We start from the raw sequence: 20541 nt of genomic DNA, 5'->3' as shown, positions 1-20541 counted from the left end.
AGATTGCATGGTGAAATCCCCGGGGTGCGCCTGTCGAGCGGCGGACGTCAACGCGCACAGTTTCCGGCGGATGCGCCCTCGGCCGCCGCTTTCCACCTCGTTCAATCCCTTTACCCGAACGTTAGCGCCGCTCGTTGCCGCAGGGCGTCGCGCAGGGCCGGGATGCGGCCGGCCCGCCTGGCCGCGACGCGCAGGACCGCCTCGCGCAGGGGGCTTTCCAGGAACGGGCGGGCGACGGACGGGACGCCTTCCGGCAGGTCGCCCGGTCGCGGGGTCATCTGCGCCGAGACCGCGACCAGGGCCGCGTCCGGGCGGCGGAGGACCACCTCGCGCGCGGGGGCGAGGCCATCCACGGAACCCGGCATGCGGCCGTCGGTTACCGTCAGGGCGACCGCGCCGTCCAGCCGTTCGAGCGCCGGTGCGGCGTTCCCGGCCTCGACCACCTCGTAGCCCCCGGCTTCGAGGTGGTCGCAAACCTCCAGCCGGAACAGCATCTCGTCCCGGACCACCAGGGCCGTCGTCGGGGTCGGGCAAACGGTCGTGGCGCGCGGCAACGGTCGGGGCCGCCCTCCGTTGCGCCGCATCCTCAGCCGGTGGCCTGAAAATCGGTGAGCGCGGCCTCTATGACGCAGCTCACCCCCTCGGGACGGTAGTCGAGTGCGAGGCTGGCGCTGACCTGTGCCGTCAGGCCGCGCTCGATCAGGCGCGACCCGAAGCCCTTACGAGCCGGCGGCACGACCGGCGGGCCGCCGCGCTCGGTCCAGGCGATGCGCAGGCGCGGCGCCGCTGCCGGCCCGACCAGGGCGGCCTCGACCGTGACGGTCCCGTCAGGCACCGATAGCGCGCCGTACTTGACCGCGTTGGTGGTCAGCTCGTGCAGGGTCAAGGCGAGGGACAGGACGGCCTTTCCGCCGATCTCGACGTCCGGACCCACGAAGGCGACGCGGCGCCCCGCCGATTCCTGCACGCCGACGCCTTCCCGGACCACAGCCGCCAGGGAGGCGCTCTCGGCGGCGCCGCCGAGGAGCACGTCATGCGCCTTACCGAGGGCGACCAGCCGGCTGCCGAGGACCTCGCGCGCCGTGTCCATGTCGGCCGCGCCGCGCAGCGTCGAGGCGGCGATGGCCTGCACCATCGCCAGCAGGTTCTTCATGCGGTGCGAGAGTTCCTGGTTGAGCAGGTCCTGCCGTTCCTCGGCCCGATGGCGGGCGTCGATGTCGGCGACCGCCACGACAGCGCCGACGATCGTGCCGCTCTCGTCGCGCATCGGCACGCCGACGATCTCGATCCAGACCCGGGTCCCGTCGCCGCGCTGGTAGTGGCATTCGAGCGCCGCGTGTTCGGCACCCTCGCGGATGATCCGGCTCAACGGGTACTCTTTGGGCTCGACGCGCCGTCCGTCCTCGTGGAAGGCGACCCACTCCCCGTAGCTCTCGGCGTTCGGCGATGGCAGCACCGGGTGACGGAAGATCTCCTCCAGCCGGCGGTTGCCGCCGACGATGCGACCCGAGGGCGCTTCCGCGAACAGGATGCCCACCGGCACGGTATCGAGGACCGCCCGAAGCGACGCCTCACTCGCTTGCAGGGCCTGCCGGGCGCGGTGCTGCTCCGTCAGATCGCGGGTGACCGTGCCGTAGCCGAGCAGCTCGCCATTGCGGTCGCGGACCTGGAAGATGTTGTAGTGCACGGGTACGCCCGCGCCGGTGGCGAAGTTGCGGAAGTGCAGCTCGCCCTCCCAGAACCCGTCGCGCTCGGCCGCGGGAAGGACATCCGCGAGGATCCGGTCGTGCTCCCCCGGCACGAAGTAGTCGAGGATGCGGTTGGTCCGGGCGGCAAGATCGGGCAGCCCGACAAGCCGGCGGCCGGCCTCGTTGACGAAGTCGACCGTTCCGTCGGGTGCGGCGAGGCCGATGAAGTCACGCGACTGCTCGACGAGGGCGGCGAGCTTGCGCGCCTCCGCCTCCGCCCGGCGCTGGTCCTCGACGTCGACCAACACGGTCACGGCGGCCTGGATCGTACCGTCCGCGTCCCGCACGGGACCACTCGACACCTCCAGAGGCCGGACGAGGCCGGTAGCGGCGTTGCGATAATGCATCTCCTCGGCTCGCACGGTCTCGCCGTGACGCAGGGCCCGCAAGGTCGGATAGTCACCCGGCTCGTAGCGGCGCCCGTCGGGATGCTGCGCGCCATACGAGACGTAGCGGGCGTCGCCCTCGGTCCCGAGCCCGTGCCCGAGGAGTTCCTCGGCCCTGGCATTGATGACCGACGGCACCTCCGCCGTGGCGCCCGCTATAGAGATCCCGACCGGCGCCTGCTGGAAGACCGCGTGGAGCAGGCCGCGTTCCAGGGCGAACCGGCGCTCGCTCTCCCGCAGCGCGTCCTCCGCCTGCTTGCGTGCGCTCAGGTCGAGCATCGCGCCGATCATGCGTCTCGCGCGTCCTTCTGCGTCGCGGATGACGTAGCCGCGGTCGAGCACGTGGGCGTAGGAGCCGTCGGCGCGCAGGAAGCGATACTCTTCGGTCCAGGCGGTCCCCGCGCCGTCGATGACCGCGTGGATGGCGGAATCGATGCGGGCTCGGTCCTCGGGATGGATGTGCGCGATCCACCATTCGCCGGTCGGCTCGACCGCGCCGGAGGCATGGCCGTAGGCTTCGTTGAGGGCCTCGTTCCACAGGACGTGGTTCGTCGCCAGGTCCCAGTCCCAGATCGCGTCGTTGGTCGCCCGCGCGACGAGCCGGTAGCGCTCCCGGCTCTCCTCCAGCCGGGCGACGGCTTCCTTCTGCTCGGTCCGGTCGCGCAGGATCTTCACGAAGCCGATGGCGGCGCCGTCCTCGTCGCGCAGCGCCATCATCTCGCCGTTCGCCCAGAAGCGCTCGCCGTCGCGGCGCAGATGCCAACGCTCGTCGATGCCGCGGCCGTTCTCCATGGCGGACCGCATCTCCTTGTCGGGGATGCCGTCACGCCGGTCCTCGGGCGTGAAGAACGCGTCGGCAGGCTTGCCGCACATCTCCTCGGAGCGCCAGCCCAGGATGCGCGTCGCGCCGGAGTTCCAGTCGGTGACGCGGCCTTCGAGGTCCAAGACGATGATGGCGTAGTCATGCGCGCTGTCGAACACGGCCCGGCGACGGTACTCGGTCCGCGAGGCCTCGCTCCTGGCGGCGACCTCGCCCGCCTCGGCCAGGCCCGTGGCGACCGTCGCGGCGAAGACCGTGGCGGCCCTGAGGTCGTCCTCCGAGAAGGCGGCGGGCCGGCTCGACTGCAGCTTCAGGACGCCGACCACGGTGCCGCCGCGGCGCACCGGGACGAGGAGGCAGGAGCGCAGGCGCGAGCTCTCCAGCACGTCCCGCTTCGCCCGCGGGTCTCGGAGGACGTTCGGGACGAGGAGCGGGATGCCCTCCCTGAGGCAGGCGCCGGCGAGGCTCCCCTGGACCGGGAAGCGGAGGCCGAGATGCGGCGTCAGGTCGTCGGTGACGGCGCGATAGACCAAGTCCTCGCCGTCGCGCATTTCGACCGCGCCGGCCTCCGCTGCCGGCACGGCACGCATGGCGCCGGCCAGGACCGCCCTGAAACTCGCGTCGAGATCGCCGCCGGTCGCGACGACCGCGGCGAGGGTCTCGGCGATGGCCGTACGCTGGCGCTCGCCCCGGTCGCGCTCGGCCAGGGCGCGGCGGAGCACCAGCTGGTCCACCACCTGTCGCGCGAGGCGCTCAAGATTCTCGACCTGGGCCGGTGTCAGCCCTCCCGGGCGGGGTGCGTGGTCGATAACGCAGAGGCTTCCCAGGACTTCGCCTCCGGGGCTTCGCAGCGGCGCGCCGGCATAGAAGCGCAGGTGCGGCTCGCCGGTCACCAAGGGGTTGCCGAGTGTGCGCGGGTCGAGCGTCAGGTCCGGGATCTGCAGCACGCCCGTTTCGGCGAGGACGAACTTGCACACCGAGCGGTCGAGGTCGGTCTCGCAGGGCGGGAAGCCGGCGCGAGCCTTGAACCATTGCCGGTCTCGGTCGAGCAGGCTGATCAAGGCCACTGGCGCGGCGCAGAGCTGGCGGGCGAGGTGGACGATGTCGTCGAAGCCGCGTTCGGGCGGCGTATCGAGGATGCCGAACGCCGCGAGCGCGAGAAGCCGCGCGTCCTCCTCGATCCGGGCGACAGGCATGACTTGGTTCACGGGCTCCCCTCCCGCACGACCGTCGATGGCGGCCGGAGTCTCTCGGGCTCGGCGACGTCGACGGCGATGATCCGCCCGCCGGGCGCGTAAACGGCGCCCATCACTTCCTCGAAGTGCCGCCGCACGGTGGCATGGCACTCGCAGGCTCCGGCCTCGGCGCGGGCGCGGTCCGGCAGCGTGATGCGCCCGTGTCCGATGCCGATCAGCCCTTCGCGCTGCATGCGTCCGAGGACTTCGGTCAGGTACGCTCGTCTCACGCCGAGCATGTCGGCGAGGAGCTCGTGGGTGACCGGCAGTTCGGCGGTGCCGATCCGGTCCTGCAGGGTCAGGAGCCAACGCAGGCAACGCCGCTCGATGGTATGGGCGGCGTTGCAGGCCACCGACTGCAGCACCTGGGCGAGCAGGCAGTCGGCGTAGCGCACGAACAGGTCGCGGATGCCCTTGGAGGCGTGCTTGGCCGCGGACAGACGCGCGGCGTCGATCCGGATGACGGGCCCGCCAACCTGGACCACCGCCTGCCCGAACGCCGGCAGGTAGCCGTGGCTGACGACGCCGCCCATGGCGCCTTCTCGGCCTATCGTCGCTGTCTCGACCGACTTCCCGTCGATGAGCGGCACCACCAGGGTCACGACGCAGCGTTGCGCGGGGAAAGTGACGTGGCTGACGTCGTCGCCGGCGCGAAACAGCACGTCGCCGCGACTGACCTCGCGACGCTCGACGTGCGGGGCCAGCAAGGCGCGGTCGGCCGCGTTGAGGGCTTCGAGCAGCAGGTTGCCGTCGATGGAAGACGATTTTCGGGCAGTCACGAGAGCGGTCCGGGCCGGGGCGGCCGAATTGTCCAGTAGCGGACTTCCGGGCGCGAAGATGTCCGATATCTGACAACTGGCGGCGAAGTGACCGCCGCGGCACGGGATTTTAGCTGTCGATCGCCTCGACTAACGCCGACGGACAACGGACGGTGCGCGCCGGCGGGTCAGGTGAGCGCCGCGACGGACGGGATCGGCCCCGACACGACGGGGGCCGGCAGCCGAAATCGGAAGGTGGTTCCCCGGTCGATGGCGCTCGTCACGGTCAGCACGCCCCCCTGGCGCTCGACGAGGTCCCTACAGAGCAACAGGCCGAGCCCGCTCCCACGCTCACCCGCCGTGCCGTTCGTCGTCGTCCGCCTGTCCAGGCGGAACAGGTCATCGACCTTGCCCGGCGGCATGCCGATGCCGGTGTCGGTCACCGAGATCTCGACCTCGTCGCCGTCGCGCCGACCGGCCACCGTGACGGTTCCGCCCGGCAGCGTGAACTTGACCGCGTTGCTCACGAGGTTGCGCAGCACCGTGGCGAGCATGTCCCGCTGTGCCCGAACGACGACCCGGTCGCACGTTACCACCAGGCCGATGCCCTTATCGGCGGCAGCCTCGGACGCACCCTGCATCACCTCGGCCGCCAAGGCGTCGAGACCGACGTCGGTCAGGGCCACCGCCATCGTGTCCATCTGCAGGCTCGCCCAGGAGAACAGGCTTTCGAGCAGGTCATAGGCCTGCGTCGCCGCCTCGTGGATGCCCTTCGCCCGACGTTCCACGGACGCGGGGTCGCGCGCCGCGACGGCCTTGCCCAGCACCTCGGACAGGCCGAGCAGCGCCTGGAACGGATTGCGCAGGTCGTGGGCGATGATCGAGAACAGGAGGGACTTCTGCCGGTTCAGCGTGTCGAGTTCGAGCGACTTCGCCTCCGCCTCGCGCCGCGCCGCGGCGAGCTCCGCCTGGAAGGCTTGTCGGGCCTCGGCGTAGCGGATTGCACGGGCCAGGCCGGAGGGCGTGACCGCGGCCTTGTCGAGGTAGTCCAGCGCCCCCGCCCGCATCAGCCGGGTCGCGAGGTCCGGGTCGGCCTCGCCGGTCAGCATCAGCACCGCCCGCGCCTGCCCCTCGGCCGCCAGCAGCGTCCTGAGCAGCGCGAACGTGTCGATGCCGGGCAGCCGGTAGTCGAGCAGCACGCAGTCGAAGGTTTCCTCCGCGGCGAGGCGCAGGCCCTCGTCGCCTCCCGGCGCCTCCGTCAGCGAGTGCTTGAGGCCGGACTTGGCCAGCGCCCGGCGCACGGCCGCCCGGTCGACCGCGTCGTCGTCGATCAGCAGGATGCGGGTCGGGGTCGTCACGGGGTCGGCTACGCCGGGAACTCCACGACCTTCCAGTAATGCTCGAGCAGCGCGACCGCCTCCATGAAGGTGTTGGCCGGGTCGCGCTTGACGATGTAGCCGGCGACGTTGTGCCCGTAGGCGCGCATCCGGTCCTCGTCGGCCTTCGACGTGGTGATCATGAACACCACCGCCGAGCGCAGGTCCTCGTCGGCGCGCACCGCCTCCAGGAACTCGATGCCGTTCATGCGCGGCATGTTCAGGTCGAGCAGGACCAGGTGCGGCTTGGGCAGGCGCTCGCGCCCGTTCTCGCCGCGCAGGATCTCCAGGGCCTCGATGCCGTCGCGGGCGACGGTGATCGGGTTGCCGATCTTGCTCTTCTTGAAGGCGCGCTTGAGTCCCTGGACGTCGACCTCGTCGTCGTCGACCAGCAGGATGTTAACCGTCGAACCCATCCGTCCGCCCCTTCCCGCCGTCGAGCGGCCACGTGAAATGCACCGCGAGGCCACGCCCGTCGGAGCCGTCCGCGAGCCAGACCTTGCCGCCCTGCCGGTCGACCAGCTTGCGCACGATAGCGAGCCCCATGCCGCTGCCCTCGACCTCGTCGCGGGGCTTGAGCGTCTGGAACATGCCGAACACGCGTTCGCGGAACTGCTCGGGGATGCCCGGCCCGTCATCGGTCACGACGAACTCGACCGCGCCCCCCGACGGTTTGGCCTCCACCCGGATGTGCCCTTGGGCCGGCCGGTCGTGGTGCTTGATGGCGTTGCCGATCAGGTTCTGCAAGGCCTGGGTGAGGGGCGCCCGGGGGGCCTGTATCGTCGGCAGGGAGGCGTCTGCCGAGATGGTGAAGCCCTTGGGTGGGCTGACCAGGACGGCGAGCTCCCCGACCAGCGCCCGGGTGTCGACCGTGTCCATGGTCGCGTCCGCCCTTCCCGCCCTGGAGTAGGCCAAGAGGTCGTCGAGGAGGCTGTCCAGCCGACGCACGCGGCTCTTGAGGAGCTCCATGTTCGTTCGCACGTCGCCGGTCAGCGAGCCTTCCAGATCCTCCTCGATCCACCCGACGAGGTTCTCGATGCCGCGCAGGGGCGCCTTCAGGTCGTGGGAGGCGACGTAGGCGAACTGCTCCAGTCCCTCGTTCGAGCGGCGCAGGTCGATGGCGTGACGGGCGAGCCGGCGCTCCAAGCCCTTGCGCTCGGTGATGTCGGTGTTGGTCCCGAACCAGCGCAGGATGCGTCCGTCGGATCCGCGATGGGGTTGTGCCAGCGACAGGAACCAGCGGTACTCACCGTCGGCGCCGCGGAGCGGGAAGGTATCCTTCCACGGCTCGCCGGTCCGGAACGCCTCGCTGATGCGTCCCACCACGCGCTCCACGTGGTCGGGGTGATGGACGTCGCGCCAGCCCCATCCACGCATCTGCTCGATGGTGGTGCCGGTGTAGTCGTACCAGCGGCGGTTGTACCAGATGATGTCGCCGTTCGGCTCGGCCACCCAGGCCATCTGCGGCAGTGCGTCGGCCAGCGCGCGAAAATCGTCCGCCGTCAGGTTCGCGGCTCGCTCCACCCAGCTCTCCTTCGTCGAGGCGGCGGGTGAGACGGTGAAGAACAACTCTTCCCGATCGGGAACCGGCGCGGGCGCCAAGTGGGACTGGAAGGCGGCGGTGGCAAGGCCTGCCGACGCGTGACCGGATTCACCGATGCTCGCCACCTCAGCATCGCCTCGACGACGGCGATCTCGAACGATCGGACGACGCGGACCCGATGCGCGACGGGACGCGGGCCATGAGGCGCCGCCCGTTGGATGAGGCTGCCGAGCGGGAGGATCGCGTTGAGGCGGTGGGCGACCTGGTGGCCCGCGAGCCTCCCTGCGCCAAACCCTACCGTCCCGGCGCGCGGCCAACGCATCCGCCCTACGGAGCGGCGCGCACTGGCAGCTGCCATGCTTCATCTGCCGGGGTGAAAGAGAGGGCGGACCGGGTGCCTGTCCGGCCAACTCAGAAACTGGGGCGCGTTGCGACCCGCTGTGTTCGCTCGACCTGCAACGATCTCGCCGCTGTCGCGCGCGTTTCCTGTGTCATCGCATGGACTTGAAGGAGTCCCCGACCCGAGGGATGGCTCGAGGCAGCTTTGTGAGGGCAGGCTTCCGGAGGCGGCGGTGGGCCGCGATGGCGTTCCCCCCGAGACGCTCAACACGCGCTCCGTTGTTCTCCCGCAAAAGGATGAGCTGTATCGGCTTGGCAGCCTTCAGGGCCGCCAAGTGATCGGATAGCTGGCGCACGAACGTCTGCGGTGGCGGTGCTGCCTGGGCGGGCTTCTACGACCGCGTTGGCTCGGTGAGAGGCCGCCCGCTTCGAACTGGGCTTCGCCGAAGCAGTTCCGCTGTCGACCCTATTACGGCGCGCCGGATCGGCAGCACACGCAGCACCAGACAGTCAGCTTCGCGCCCCTCCCGGCCATTCCGCTGGACTGGAAGACGTTCCGCAAGCGGACGCCCCCACGTGCGAACAGCCATTCGCTGACCCGATGCCGAGAGGACGGGTTGGAGGACGCAGCGGCAAGCCGATCGTTGTCGGCGATGAACGCGCCGACCGCTCCTCCCTTCGATCGCGCCGCCCGCTCCTCAGGATGACATCGAGGATGGAAGCGGCCCTGCCATCATGAACAGGCGTTCTCGACCTTTGAGAAGATGGTCGTCTCGAGGGCGATGGGGTTGTCCTCTGCCTTCGGCTTGGAACACCGCTCGACGGCATGAAAGACCGCGTGGATCTCCTCGGCCGTTTCCTCGTCGGCGCGCACGAGACGCCCGGTCCAGGCCGTGATCTCCTGCGGCGACGACGTGCTGGTCACGAAGCCGATGATGTCGCCCTCGGCCGTGCCGACGAGGATGCGGCTTCGATGCGTCTGCGCAGGGCCGGGATTGGCGGCGGTGTAGGTCCCGGAGACGGCCTCGCCCATCTGGAGGAGGCGAAGTTCCGCGCCTGCTCGGCTCCGCCAGACACCATCGAACATCGTTGCCCAAGCCCGCCGACCGAGCGGCCGCTCGCACGGCCTATCACAAGCGATATAGCAGATTTGATATAACGAAGGCGCGGGCCCGGCAATGCTCGGGCGCGGTCTGTGTCCCGTGAGGCTCTGCGTGCGGCCTCGCTACCAAAGGACTTCGTGCGGATGGAACCGCACGACGTCGCCCGGCACGACCTCGGTCCGGTTATCCTCCAGTTCCACGAGGCCTTCGGTCTCGGTGAGCGATGACAGCATGCCCGCGCCGTCGCGCTGGAACTTCCGGACTTCCCAGGTGCCGTCGGCGTCCCGGGCGAGGCTGACCCTGACGAACTCTCTGCGGCCCGCTCGCTTCCGGTAGGAGAAGGCCGCCCTGGCGGTGAACCCGCGCGGCGGCGCGTAAGCCTCGCCGGCGAGCCGGGCGAGGAGCGGCCGCACGACGAACAACAGGGTGACGTAGACGGCCACCGGGTTGCCCGGGAGGCCCAGGAACGGCTTGCCGTCGATCATGCCCATCGCGACCGGCCGCCCGGGCTTGATTCCCAGCCTCCAGAAGACGAGGCGCCCGATGGTCTCGACGGCGGTCTTCACGTGATCCTCGTCACCGGTCGACACGCCGCCCGAAGTCAGGATCACGTCGTGCTCGGCGGCCGCCGCCGAGAGCCTCGCCGCGAGCGCCGTCGGGTCGTCACGGATGACGCCGAGATCGCTCGCCGCGACGCCCATCCGCCGGAGAAGCGCGAGCAGCAGGACGCGGTTCGAGTCGTAGATCGCGCCTGGTCTCAAGGGCGCCCCCGGCTCGACGAGCTCGTTGCCCGTCGAGAACACGCCGACCCGTAGGGTGCGGCGAACCTTCAACGTGCGCAGGCCGACCGCGGTCGCCAGAGCCAAGTCCTGCGGCCGGAGACGCCGGCCGGCCGCGATGATCGACGAGCCCTTGGCCGCGTCCTCGCCGGCGTCGCGGCTGTTGGCGCCGCGCTTCAGCCCGAGCGGCAAGGACACCCGGCCGTCGGGCAGGACGTGGACGTCCTCCTGCATGAAGACGGTGTCGGCCTCGGCCGGCATCGGGGCCCCGGTGAAGATCCGGGTAGCCGAGCCCGCCGCCGACACGCCCTCGGACGACCCGCCGGCCGCGACGACCGCGCCGACCGGCAGCACCGTCGCATCGGAGGCGCGCAGGTCCGTGAAACGGACCGCGTAGCCGTCGACGGCCGAGTTGGGGAACGGCGGGACGTCGATGGGCGCGACGCAATCCTCGGCCAGGATGCGTCCGTCGGCGTCCTGGACGGGAACGTCCTCGGTGCCGACGACCGCTACGAGCCGCTCGCCGAACAGGGCGTGCGCGTCCTCGATGGTCATCAGGGGGCCGCCGAACGCGAAGCAGTCGTCGCTGAGCTGGGCCATCCGGCTAGAGCCTCCCGAGGACGTCTTCGAAGGGAACGGCGACGTCGAGCATCAGCCCCGTCACCGCCTCCGGGTCGTTCAAATCTACGACGGGAATGCCCGAGGCCGGAAATCCGACGTCGCTCGCGATGCCCACGATGGTGGGGTCCAGAGGATGGAGAGGCGGGCGGCCGTTCTCGGCGCGATGGACCTCGAGCTTGGGGATCGGCTCCCGCTTGTAGCCTTCCACGACGATGAGGTCGCAGGGGCTGATCCGCCGCAGGAGCTGAGCCAGGGTCGCTTCCGCCTCGTCCCGCAGCTCGTGGACCTGGGCCCACCGGCGGCCCGACGACACGAGCACCTCGACCGCCCCCGCCCTGCGGTGCTCGTACGAGTCCTTCCCGGGCCAGTCTGTGTCGAAGTCGTGGTGGGCATGCTTGAGGGTCGCCACCTTCACGCCGCGGGCGACGAGCACGGGGATGGCCCGAACCAGCAGGGTGGTCTTGCCAGCCCCGCTCCACCCGGCAAGTCCGATCACGCGCATGCCGGACACCTCTGACCGCCTCCCTCGCGACGTTTCCACTGCCCCGCACGATGTCTCAGAGCAAGCGTCAGCCACGCCGTCGGGGCGCGTGACCCCGCCTCACGCAAATTGAAACGACTTCAAAAACGATATAACACCTCCGCTATAACGGCTGCCATTTGGTATGCCACGAGCGAACGCCACGCCAACGGACCCGAACGGGCACGCCATGCACGACTCCGACCTTCCCTTGATCGCGCAGGCATGAGCATGAGCGACGCATCCTCTGCGGCGGACTGGGCCGCCATCGTGACGGACGCCTACTGCGCCGACGCGAAGCCGCCGCTCACGCAGGAGCTCGCGGACCGCGTTCGCGACGCGCTCGCGGGGACGATCGCTTCCTCGACCGCGGACGCCTCGAAGTCCCTGATGGACCGCCTGAACGCCACCCTCGACGCGTTCGAGATCGAGCTTCGCTCCGTCGTTGGGCCCAGGATCACCTCCCTGGACGCGGCGACGGGAGCCGTCGCGATGGAACATCGGTCCGAGGCCGGCCAGCCGCTTCGGGCCTTCGGCGGCCAGTAAGCCCCGACCGTCAGGACGCCGCGACTAACCGCCCCAGCAGTTGGAAATCAGATATCGCATGAGTGAGGCACCGGGGACCGTCAGAAACTTCTCGCATCCCGGCCGGGGGCGAAACAAGGCGCGCAGCGTACCCAAGGGTCGCCAGGTCGAGCCGCGGGCGAAGGTCGAGATCGAGGAGCTTCTCGGCTCCCGCTCGCGCCAGCGCGACCTGCTCATCGAGCACCTCCACCTGATCCAGGACACCTTCGGCCAGATCAGCGCCGAGCACTTGGCGGCGCTGGCCGACGAGATGGCCCTGGCCTTCGCCGAGGTCTTCGAGACCGCGACCTTCTACGCGCATTTCGACGTGGTGAAGGAGGGTGACGCCGCCATCCCGAGGCTGACCGTCCGGGTCTGCGACAGCATCACCTGCGCGATGTTCGGCGCCGACGAGTTGCTGGAGACGCTCCAGCGGGAACTCGCCTCCGACGCCGTCCGCGTCGTGCGCGCGCCCTGCGTCGGCCTGTGCGACCACGCGCCCGCCGTCGAGGTCGGGCACAACTTCCTGTACAAGGCCGACCTCGCCTCCGTGAGGGCCGCGGTCGAGGCCGGCGACACACACGCCCATGTCCCGGACTACGTGGATTACGACGCCTATCGGGCCGCCGGCGGGTACGCGACCCTGGATCGGCTCCGCAGCGGGGACCTTCCGGTCGACGACATCCTGAAGGTGCTCGACGACGGCGGCCTGCGCGGCCTCGGCGGCGCGGGCTTCCCGACGGGGCGCAAGTGGCGCTCGGTGCGCGGCGAGCCCGGACCCCGGCTGATGGCGGTCAACGGGGACGAGGGCGAGCCCGGCACCTTCAAGGACCAGCTCTACCTCAACACCGACCCGCACCGCTTCCTCGAAGGGATGCTGATCGGCGCCCACGTCGTCGAGGCGCCGGAGGTGTATATCTACCTGCGGGACGAGTACCCCATCTCCCGCGAGATCCTGACGCGCGAGATCGCGAAGCTCCCCGAGGGCGGCCCGCGCATCCACCTGCGCCGCGGCGCCGGCGCCTATATCTGCGGCGAGGAATCCTCGCTGATCGAGTCCCTCGAGGGCAAGCGCGGGTTGCCGCGGCACAAGCCGCCGTTCCCGTTCCAGGTCGGCCTGTTCAACCGTCCGACGCTGATCAACAACATTGAGACGCTGTTCTGGGTCCGCGACCTGATCGAGCGGGGCGGCGACTGGTGGAAGAGCCACGGCCGCAACGACCGCGTCGGCCTGCGCTCCTACTCGGTCTCGGGACGCGTGAAGGAGCCGGGAGTGAAGCTCGCCCCGGCCGGCCTCACCATCCAGGAGCTCATCGACGAGTATTGCGGCGGCATGGCCGACGGCCACACCTTCGCGGCCTACCTGCCGGGCGGCGCGTCGGGCGGCATCCTGCCGGCGTCGATGAACGACATCCCGCTCGATTTCGGGACCCTGGAGAAGTACGGCTGCTTCATCGGCTCTGCCGCCGTCGTGATCCTGTCGGATCGGGACGATGTGCGCGGCGCCGCGTTGAACCTGATGAGGTTCTTCGAGGACGAGAGCTGCGGGCAGTGCACCCCCTGCCGTTCGGGGACCCAGAAGGCCCGCATCCTGATGGAGCAGGGCGTCTGGGACACCGAGCTCCTGGGCGAGCTGTCCCAGTGCATGCGGGACGCCTCGATCTGCGGCCTCGGCCAAGCCGCCTCGAACCCGCTCAGCAGCGTCATCAAGTACTTCCCGGACCTGTTCCCCGCCCCCCGCGCCGCGGCTGCCGAGTGAGGCAACCGATGGTGCCGGCGAACCCTATCCCGATGTCCGAGCCAGGAGCGGCCGCATGAGCAACGCCCCCGAACAGCGCGGCGACAAGACCGAGAAGCCCGAGATCCGGGCCGACGGGCTGCAGGATGCGGGCGGGCCCGCGTCGGGCCCGAAGCCGGGGGCCGGCGGCTCCTACTCGGAAGGGGCGAAGGCGGGCGGCCAAGCGGCCCCTGAGCCGTCGGGCCTGCACGATCTGAAGGGGCGGCCGACCGCCCCCCCGACCATCGCGTTCGAGCTCGACGGACAGCAGGTCGAGGCCGCCCCCGGCGAGACGATCTGGGCCGTCGCCAAGCGCCTCGGCACCCACATCCCGCACCTCTGCCACAAGCCCGAGCCCGGCTACCGCCCGGACGGCAACTGCCGCGCCTGCATGGTCGAGATCGAGGGCGAGCGCGTGCTGGCCGCCTCGTGCAAGCGCACGCCGGCCGTGGGCATGAAGGTCAAGTCCCCGACCGAGCGCGCCACCAAGGCCCGCGCCATGGTGCTCGAGCTGCTCGTGGCCGACCAGCCCGAGCGCGCGACCTCGCACGACCCGACCTCGCATTTCTGGGTGCAGGCCGACTTCCTCGACGTGTCCGAGAGCCGCTTCCCCGCGGCCGAGCGCTGGACCGGCGACTTCAGCCACCCGGCCATGAGCGTCAATCTCGACGCCTGCATCCAGTGCAACCTCTGCGTCCGCGCCTGCCGCGAGGTCCAGGTCAACGACGTCATCGGCATGGCCTACCGCTCGGCCGGCGCCAAGGTCGTGTTCGACTTCGACGACCCGATGGGCGGCTCGACCTGCGTGGCCTGCGGCGAGTGCGTCCAGGCCTGCCCGACCGGCGCGCTGATGCCGTCCGCCTATCTCGACGCCGAGCACAAGACCCGGACGGTGTACCCCGACCGCGAGGTGACCTCGCTGTGCCCCTATTGCGGCGTCGGCTGCCAGGTCTCCTACAAGGTGAAGGACGAGAAGATCGTCTACGCCGAGGGCGTGAATGGCCCGGCCAACCACAACCGGCTCTGCGTGAAGGGGCGCTTCGGCTTCGACTACGTCCACCACCCCCACCGCCTGACGGCGCCGCTGATCCGCCTGGACAACGTCCCGAAGGACGCCAACGATCAGGTCGACCCGGCCAACCCGTGGACGCACTTCCGCGAGGCGACCTGGGAGGAGGCGCTCGACCGCGCCGCCGGGGGCCTCAAGACGGTCCGCGACACGCACGGCCGCAAGGCGCTCGCCGGCTTCGGCTCGGCGAAGGGCTCGAACGAGGAGGCCTACCTCTTCCAGAAGCTGGTGCGGCTCGGGTTCGGCTCGAACAACGTCGACCACTGCACCCGCCTGTGCCACGCCTCGTCGGTGGCGGCCCTCATGGAAGGCCTGAACTCGGGCGCCGTGTCGGCGCCGTTCTCGGCGGCGCTCGACGCCGAGGTCATCATCGTGATCGGCGCCAACCCGACCGTGAACCACCCGGTGGCGGCGACCTTCCTCAAGAACGCCGTGAAGCAGCGCGGCGCCAAGCTGATCGTCATGGACCCGCGCCGGCAGGTGCTGTCGCGGCATGCCTACAAGCACCTCGCGTTCAAGCCCGGCTCGGACGTGGCGATGCTCAACGCGATGCTCAACGTGATCATCGAGGAGGAGCTCTACGACGAGCAATACATCGCGGGGTACACGGAGAACTTCGAGGCGCTGAAGGAGAAGATCGTCGAGTTCACGCCGGAGAAGATGGCCTCGGTCTGCGGCATCGACGCGGAGACGCTGCGCGAGGTCGCCCGGCTCTACGCCCGCGCCAAGTCCTCGATCATCTTCTGGGGCATGGGCATCAGCCAGCACGTCCACGGCACTGACAACTCGCGCTGCCTGATCGCGCTCGCCCTCGTCACGGGGCAGATCGGGCGCCCCGGCACCGGCCTGCATCCGCTGCGCGGCCAGAACAACGTCCAGGGCGCGTCCGACGCCGGCCTGATCCCGATGGTCTATCCGGACTACCAGTCGGTCGAGAAGGCCGCGGTGCGGGAGATGTTCGAGGAGTTCTGGGGTCAGAAGCTCGACCCGCAGAGGGGCCTCACCGTCGTCGAGATCATGCGCGCGATCCACGCCGGCGAGATCAAGGGCATGTTCGTCGAGGGCGAGAACCCGGCGATGTCCGACCCCGACCTGAACCACGCCCGGCACGCCCTGGCGATGCTCGACCACCTCGTCGTGCAGGACCTGTTCCTGACGGAGACCGCCTTCCACGCCGACGTGGTGCTGCCGGCCTCCGCCTTCGCCGAGAAGGCCGGCACCTTCACCAACACCGACCGTCGCGTGCAGATCTCGCAGCCGGTGGTGTCCCCGCCGGGCGACGCGCGGCAGGACTGGTGGATCATCCAGGAACTGGGGAAGCGCCTCGGCCTGCCCTGGAACTACGGCGGTCCGGCCGACATCTTCCGCGAGATGGCCATGGTGATGCCGTCGTTCAACAACATCACCTGGGAGCGCCTGGAGCGCGAGGGCGCCGTGACCTATCCGGTCGACGCGCCGGACAAGCCCGGCAACGAGATCATCTTCTACGCCGGCTTCCCCACGGAGAGCGGGCGCGCGAAGATCGTCCCGGCCGCCGTGGTGCCGCCGGACGAGCTGCCGGACGACGACTACCCGATGGTCCTGTCGACCGGCCGCGTGCTCGAACACTGGCACACCGGATCGATGACCCGGCGCGCCGGCGTCCTCGACGCGCTGGAGCCCGAGGCGGTCGCCTTCATGGCCCCGAAGGAGCTCTACCGGCTCGGGCTGGAGCCCGGCGACACGATGAAGCTGGAGACGCGCCGCGGCGCCGTCCACCTGAAGGTGCGCTCCGACCGCGACGTGCCGGTCGGCATGATCTTCATGCCGTTCTGCTACGCCGAGGCCGCGGCCAACCTGCTGACGAACCCGGCGCTCGACCCGATGGGCAAGATCCCCGAGTTCAAGTTCTGCGCGGCCCGGGCCTCCGCCGTCCACGCGACGCCCATGGCCGCCGAGTAGGCGGCGAGATCTCCGGCGGCGCGCCCGGGCGTGCCGCCAGACCTTGACGGTGGACATCTGCAGTATCCGGCCGGCAGGGCCGGATCCGGCCGGGAGTCTGCCCGTGATGGCGGCGCGCCGCCGCGCGGCGTCCTCGATCCTAGGGGGCGGGCTTCATCAGCGAAGCGAGGAGGTCGAGTTCGGCTGCCACGGCCTCCGAGGCGAGCCGCTCCATGCGCAGGTAACTCTCGAGGATGGCGTCGCCCGTGCTCGTCAGCGTCGCGCCGCCGCCCCGGCGTCCCCCCTTGCTCGCGGAGACGAGCGGCTCCTGGAAAGCCTTGTTCAGCGTATCGATGAGGTACCAGGCTCGCTTGTAGCTCATGCCCATCCGGCGCCCTGCGGCGGCGATGGAGCCGGTGTCGCGGATGCCGCTCAGAAGCGCGGCCTTGCCCGGTCCCAGCAAGGTGTCCGAGCCGAGCTCGATCCTCAGACTGATGCTCGTGTCCTCGCCCAATGCCAACCGCCGCTTCGATGGAGGCCCCAGCGCCTCGCAGGCGTCCCTACTTGAAACGGCATCGTCGATCATCTCGGCGAGCGACAGGATCGCCCCTTTCGTCCCACCGAGGTGTGTCCACCGCGTCGCGGGTCAGGGGCACGCCGCCCGCGGCGAGGCCGGCAGATCAAGCGCGCGTCACGAGGTCTCTGCGGCGGGCGAGAAGCCCAGATCGCGCAGTGCCGCGGCCGTCCCGGGCTCACCGAGCAGTCTCAGGAAGGCCGCGAGCGCCGGCGCCCCCTTGGCGCGCTCGCAGTACGCGAGGTCGTAATGCTCTTCCGTCAGCGGACGGAAGCCCAGGCCATAGGCGTCCGCGACGCTCGCTATGGCCACGCCCCAGTCCGCCCTGCCTTGTGCGACCGCCGCGGCGACGGCGTTGTGCGAGCGCGGCTGGTTCCAGAACCCGGCCGGCCGGGCACCGTTCAGCAGCCCGTCGACGAGCAGGCGCGTGCCCGATCCGGCGTTGCGGTTGACCATCACGGCGTCGGGGTCGGACAGCGCCGCGGCGACCGCGTCCGCGGCGTTCCGGCCTTCGAACCTGGCGTCGCCGCGGCGAAACACGACGCCCTGGAGGCGGCGCCAGCCGGGCGCGAGGGACATCCCTTCGGCGAGGAACGGGGCATTGTACCGGCCCGTCTCGGGATCGAAGAGGTGCATGGCCGCGACGTCGCATTCGCCGCGCCGCAGGGCGGCGAGACCGCCGGCCGACCCGACCCAGATGGTTCGGGCGCGGTAGCCGCGCTCGGCGAGCAGGCCGACCACCCGGTCCAGACCGATGCAATGGCTGCCGACGATCGTCAGGTCGGGCGCCCGAACGCCGGCGCCCAGGCGGACCACGGCGACGCCCTCTCCGGCCTCGACGCCGGCGCGCGCGGCGGGAACCGCGAAGAAGCCGTCCGCTTGCGAGAACGCCGTGACCGAACCCGAGCCCTTCGGCAGCGGCAGGGCGATCGTCCCCTCGGGACCGAGGGCCAGCGAGGTCATCACGAACTCGGTGCGACCGAGCTCGGAGGGCACACGCTGGGACACGCGCGCCGCGATCGTCTCGTCCTCCCGCGGCGGCAGCCCGGCGAGCGCCCGCACGAAGGGAACGACGAAGTCGTGGAAGGTGAACATCGCGGAGGTGGGAAATCCCGGCAGGACGATGATCGGCCTGCCCTGAGCCACCGCCACGCAGAGCGGCTTCCCCGGCTTGAGCGCTACGCCGTGGAACAGGATGCCCGGCTCGCCGAGGCGGGACAGCACCCGGTGGGAGACGTCGCCGGCCCCTTTGGACGTGCCCCCCGAGAGCACGACGAGGTCGCTGTCCCGGAGGGCGGAGTGGAGGGCTGCCTCCAGGACGGCGGCGTCGTCGCGCACGATCCCGAGCCGGACCGGTTCCCCGCCGTTCTCGGTCACCGCGGCCGCGACGATCGCGCCGTTCGAGTCGTAGATCGCGCCTTCGGGCAGGGGCTCGCCCGGTGCGACCAGCTCGTCCCCCGTGGAGAGGACGGCGACGCGCGGGCGTCGGGTGACGTCGACGGCCGGAAGGCCGCACGCCGCCAGCATGCCGATCTCGCGGGCGGTGATCCGCGTGCCCTCGCGCAGCACCGTCTCGCCGCGTGCCATGTCGGCCCCGGCGTATCCCACGAACTGCGCCGGCCGAACGGCGGTCAGAATGTCGACGGCGAGGCTCCGGGCGTCGAACTCCGAGTGCTCGACCATCACCACGGCGTCGGCGCCGCGCGGGATCATACCGCCGGTGGAGATCGGCGTCGCCGTTCCGGGCTGAACGACGACCGTCGGCGCGACACCGCAGGCGAGGATCTCGCGGTTCAGCGCGAGACGCCGCGGGCTCGCCGGCCCGGCTCCTTCCGTGTCGGCCGCGCGCAGGGCGAATCCGTCGACCAGGGAACGGTCGAAGGGCGGAACGTCCATGGGCGAGGCGACGTCGCGGGCGAGCACGCGCCCGAGCGCTTCCTCCAAGGGCAGCGTCTCGGACGGCAGGCGCGTGTGCGGGACCGCCGCCCGGAACGCCGCGAGCGCGTCGTCCCGGCTCATCACCCTGAGAAACTGCTCCTGGCTCGAGGCCGCGGCGAGACGCGCGGCGAAATCCACCGCCTCGTCACGGTCTGCGTCGCCGCTCACAGGGCCCAAACCTCTGCCTCCTCGCCAGTCCGGAAGCCTTCGCTCTCCGGCTCGACCACGACGATCCCGTCCGCCTGCACCAACCGACCGAGCGGAAGCCCGGCTCCGCCGAGCGGCTCGACGCCCTCGGACGCGCTCCGGACGAAGACGACCTCGGACAGACCGATCGACGAGACGATCTTCCGTACGAGGACATGCCGCCGAGGCCCGCGGTCCTGCGCGCCGGCGAGCCTCGCGATGAGAGGACGGCCCAGTGCCAAGAACGCGGCGAGCGCCGCCTCGGGACGCCCGGGCACCAGAAGAACCGGCCTGCCGGCTGCGGAGCCGACGGCGGTGGTTTCCCCGGGCCGCAACGCGATGCCGTGCGCGCGGACTTCTCCGGCGAGGCCGAGGGCCGCCGCGCTATGGTCCGAGCGGCCGAAACCGCTTCCCCCGACCACCAGCACCGCGTCCGCCGTGCCGCCGCGGATGGCCGCGACGATGTCCTCGACTCCCCGGGCGCGAACGGCCTCGGTCACCCCGCCTGCCCGCGCGATCAGACGCCTGAGCAGGGGCGACACGGTATCGAGGCTCGACGTCCCCGCGGTGACGACGCGCAAGAGTGGCTGTCGGACGTCTATCGTCTCCAGGCCGGCCGCCTCCAGGACGAGCAGGTGAAGCGGCTCGATCCGGGTGCCCGCCTCGATCAGCCTCGCGTTGTCAGCGACGTCGTCGCCCGCCCCGCACACGCCTTCCCGCGTGGCGATGTCCGCGACGACCGTCCCGTCCGCGTATCCCTCCGGGGGCAACACGGCGTCGGTGCCGGAAGGCAGCGGCTGTCCCGCCTCGACCCATGGCGGTGGCCGCGCCAGGAAGATCGGCGCGTAGGCCGACGCGCCTCCCACCGCAGCGGCCTCGACCGCGAATCCGTCTCGCACCGCCGTCATGGCCGCGGGCACGGCGGAGCGCGCGACGACCGCTCCCGCGGCGATGCATCCGAGCGCCGCTTCGAGCGGAACGGTCGCGGGGGCGACGGGCGCAGACTCGCCGCTGAGCAGGTTCGCCGCCTCCCGAAGTGGGATCAGCGCCGAGGACGCATTTCGGACCATCCTGGCGGCGATGCGCCATCCGGGTTCGAGGATCAAGGGCCGGCGCGGCGGTCGACCCGGCATGCGCCGCGTTCGCGTACCGAGAGAAGCCGCGTCGGCGAGAATCCGGGCGGCCCGCCCGGAGCGCGGCACCGACGACGCCTCCGACGGGCAGGTTCCCCCGCAGAGGGGCTCACATCCCCGACGGACGGCGATGGCCACTTCGAATGTCCCGA

At 70.8% G+C, this 20541-nt stretch carries 15 protein-coding genes and 1 pseudogene; 4 read left to right on the top strand and 12 right to left on the bottom strand.

The window, feature by feature from the left end; translation table 11 throughout:
• Positions 1-110 precede the first annotated feature (110 nt).
• From J3A75_RS34825 to J3A75_RS34800, 6 genes are all read right to left on the bottom strand, one after another.
• The gene (locus tag J3A75_RS34825) at positions 111-554 is read right to left on the bottom strand and encodes a hypothetical protein (protein ID WP_245372218.1); all 444 of its coding nucleotides are present in this window, start codon (positions 552-554) and stop codon (positions 111-113) included.
• A 32-nt stretch (positions 555-586) separates the two neighbouring features.
• On the bottom strand, positions 587-4150 hold the full coding sequence (locus J3A75_RS34820) for a PAS domain S-box protein (RefSeq protein WP_245365081.1): 3564 nt from the start codon (positions 4148-4150) through the stop codon (positions 587-589).
• A gap of 8 nt (positions 4151-4158) precedes the next feature.
• Positions 4159-4968 (bottom strand): Crp/Fnr family transcriptional regulator, encoded by an 810-nt coding sequence (locus tag J3A75_RS34815; RefSeq protein ID WP_012329890.1) that lies wholly within the window; start codon positions 4966-4968, stop codon positions 4159-4161.
• Positions 4969-5135: 167 nt separating this feature from the next.
• Positions 5136-6305 carry a hybrid sensor histidine kinase/response regulator gene (locus J3A75_RS34810; RefSeq protein WP_209651284.1) on the bottom strand — a complete coding sequence of 390 codons (1170 nt, stop codon included), beginning with the start codon at positions 6303-6305 and terminating at the stop codon, positions 5136-5138.
• 8 nt (positions 6306-6313) lie between these two features.
• Positions 6314-6739: a response regulator gene (locus J3A75_RS34805; protein ID WP_012329888.1), complete on the bottom strand. Its 426-nt coding sequence runs from the start codon at positions 6737-6739 to the stop codon at positions 6314-6316.
• Positions 6723-7847, bottom strand: a complete 1125-nt coding sequence (locus J3A75_RS34800) for an ATP-binding protein (RefSeq protein WP_209651283.1) — start codon at positions 7845-7847, stop codon at positions 6723-6725. The genes J3A75_RS34805 and J3A75_RS34800 overlap by 17 nt, the downstream gene beginning before the upstream one ends.
• A gap of 417 nt (positions 7848-8264) precedes the next feature.
• On the opposite strand from J3A75_RS34800, the pseudogene J3A75_RS36870 reads away from it, so the two are divergent.
• Positions 8265-8374, top strand: a pseudogene (locus tag J3A75_RS36870) (IS5/IS1182 family transposase); the annotation flags it as partial.
• Positions 8375-8938: 564 nt separating this feature from the next.
• Here J3A75_RS36870 and J3A75_RS34795 read toward each other — a convergent pair.
• The 3 genes from J3A75_RS34795 to mobB all read right to left on the bottom strand — a co-directional run bounded on the left by J3A75_RS34795 (position 8939) and on the right by mobB (position 11210).
• Positions 8939-9292: an avidin/streptavidin family protein gene (locus tag J3A75_RS34795; protein ID WP_076729952.1), complete on the bottom strand. Its 354-nt coding sequence runs from the start codon at positions 9290-9292 to the stop codon at positions 8939-8941.
• A gap of 138 nt (positions 9293-9430) precedes the next feature.
• Positions 9431-10687: a gephyrin-like molybdotransferase Glp gene (gene glp, locus J3A75_RS34790; RefSeq protein ID WP_012329885.1), complete on the bottom strand. Its 1257-nt coding sequence runs from the start codon at positions 10685-10687 to the stop codon at positions 9431-9433.
• 4 nt (positions 10688-10691) lie between these two features.
• Positions 10692-11210: a molybdopterin-guanine dinucleotide biosynthesis protein B gene (gene mobB, locus J3A75_RS34785; RefSeq protein WP_012329884.1), complete on the bottom strand. Its 519-nt coding sequence runs from the start codon at positions 11208-11210 to the stop codon at positions 10692-10694.
• A gap of 249 nt (positions 11211-11459) precedes the next feature.
• Here mobB and J3A75_RS34780 point away from each other — a divergent pair, with 249 nt between their 5' ends.
• From J3A75_RS34780 to fdhF, 3 genes are read left to right on the top strand one after another with little or no spacing between them, the layout of a single operon-like run.
• Complete coding sequence (locus J3A75_RS34780; protein ID WP_012329883.1) at positions 11460-11774, top strand: hypothetical protein; 315 nt, start codon at positions 11460-11462, stop codon at positions 11772-11774.
• A gap of 58 nt (positions 11775-11832) precedes the next feature.
• Complete coding sequence (locus J3A75_RS34775; protein WP_209651282.1) at positions 11833-13551, top strand: NAD(P)H-dependent oxidoreductase subunit E; 1719 nt, start codon at positions 11833-11835, stop codon at positions 13549-13551.
• 55 nt (positions 13552-13606) lie between these two features.
• Positions 13607-16579, top strand: a complete 2973-nt coding sequence (fdhF, locus tag J3A75_RS34770; protein ID WP_209651281.1) for a formate dehydrogenase subunit alpha — start codon at positions 13607-13609, stop codon at positions 16577-16579.
• Positions 16580-16718: 139 nt separating this feature from the next.
• Here fdhF and J3A75_RS34765 read toward each other — a convergent pair whose 3' ends face one another.
• From J3A75_RS34765 to J3A75_RS34755, 3 genes are all read right to left on the bottom strand, one after another.
• A complete protein-coding gene (locus tag J3A75_RS34765) occupies positions 16719-17144 on the bottom strand; it encodes a winged helix-turn-helix domain-containing protein (RefSeq protein ID WP_312892951.1) in 426 nt (141 codons plus the stop codon).
• Positions 17145-17249: 105 nt separating this feature from the next.
• Entirely contained in the window at positions 17250-19238 is a 1989-nt protein-coding gene (locus J3A75_RS34760) for a molybdopterin biosynthesis protein (RefSeq protein WP_209651280.1), read from the bottom strand.
• Positions 19235-20326, bottom strand: coding sequence for a molybdopterin-binding protein (locus tag J3A75_RS34755; protein WP_209651346.1), 1092 nt, complete (start codon positions 20324-20326; stop codon positions 19235-19237). The genes J3A75_RS34760 and J3A75_RS34755 overlap by 4 nt, the downstream gene beginning before the upstream one ends.
• Between the last annotated feature and the right edge of the window lie 215 nt (positions 20327-20541).

The organism is Methylobacterium sp. PvP105, from assembly GCF_017876975.1.
Lineage (GTDB): Bacteria > Pseudomonadota > Alphaproteobacteria > Rhizobiales > Beijerinckiaceae > Methylobacterium > Methylobacterium radiotolerans.
Note: the sequence above shows the minus strand (reverse complement) of the source record. Positions and strands in the feature narration are given on the sequence as shown.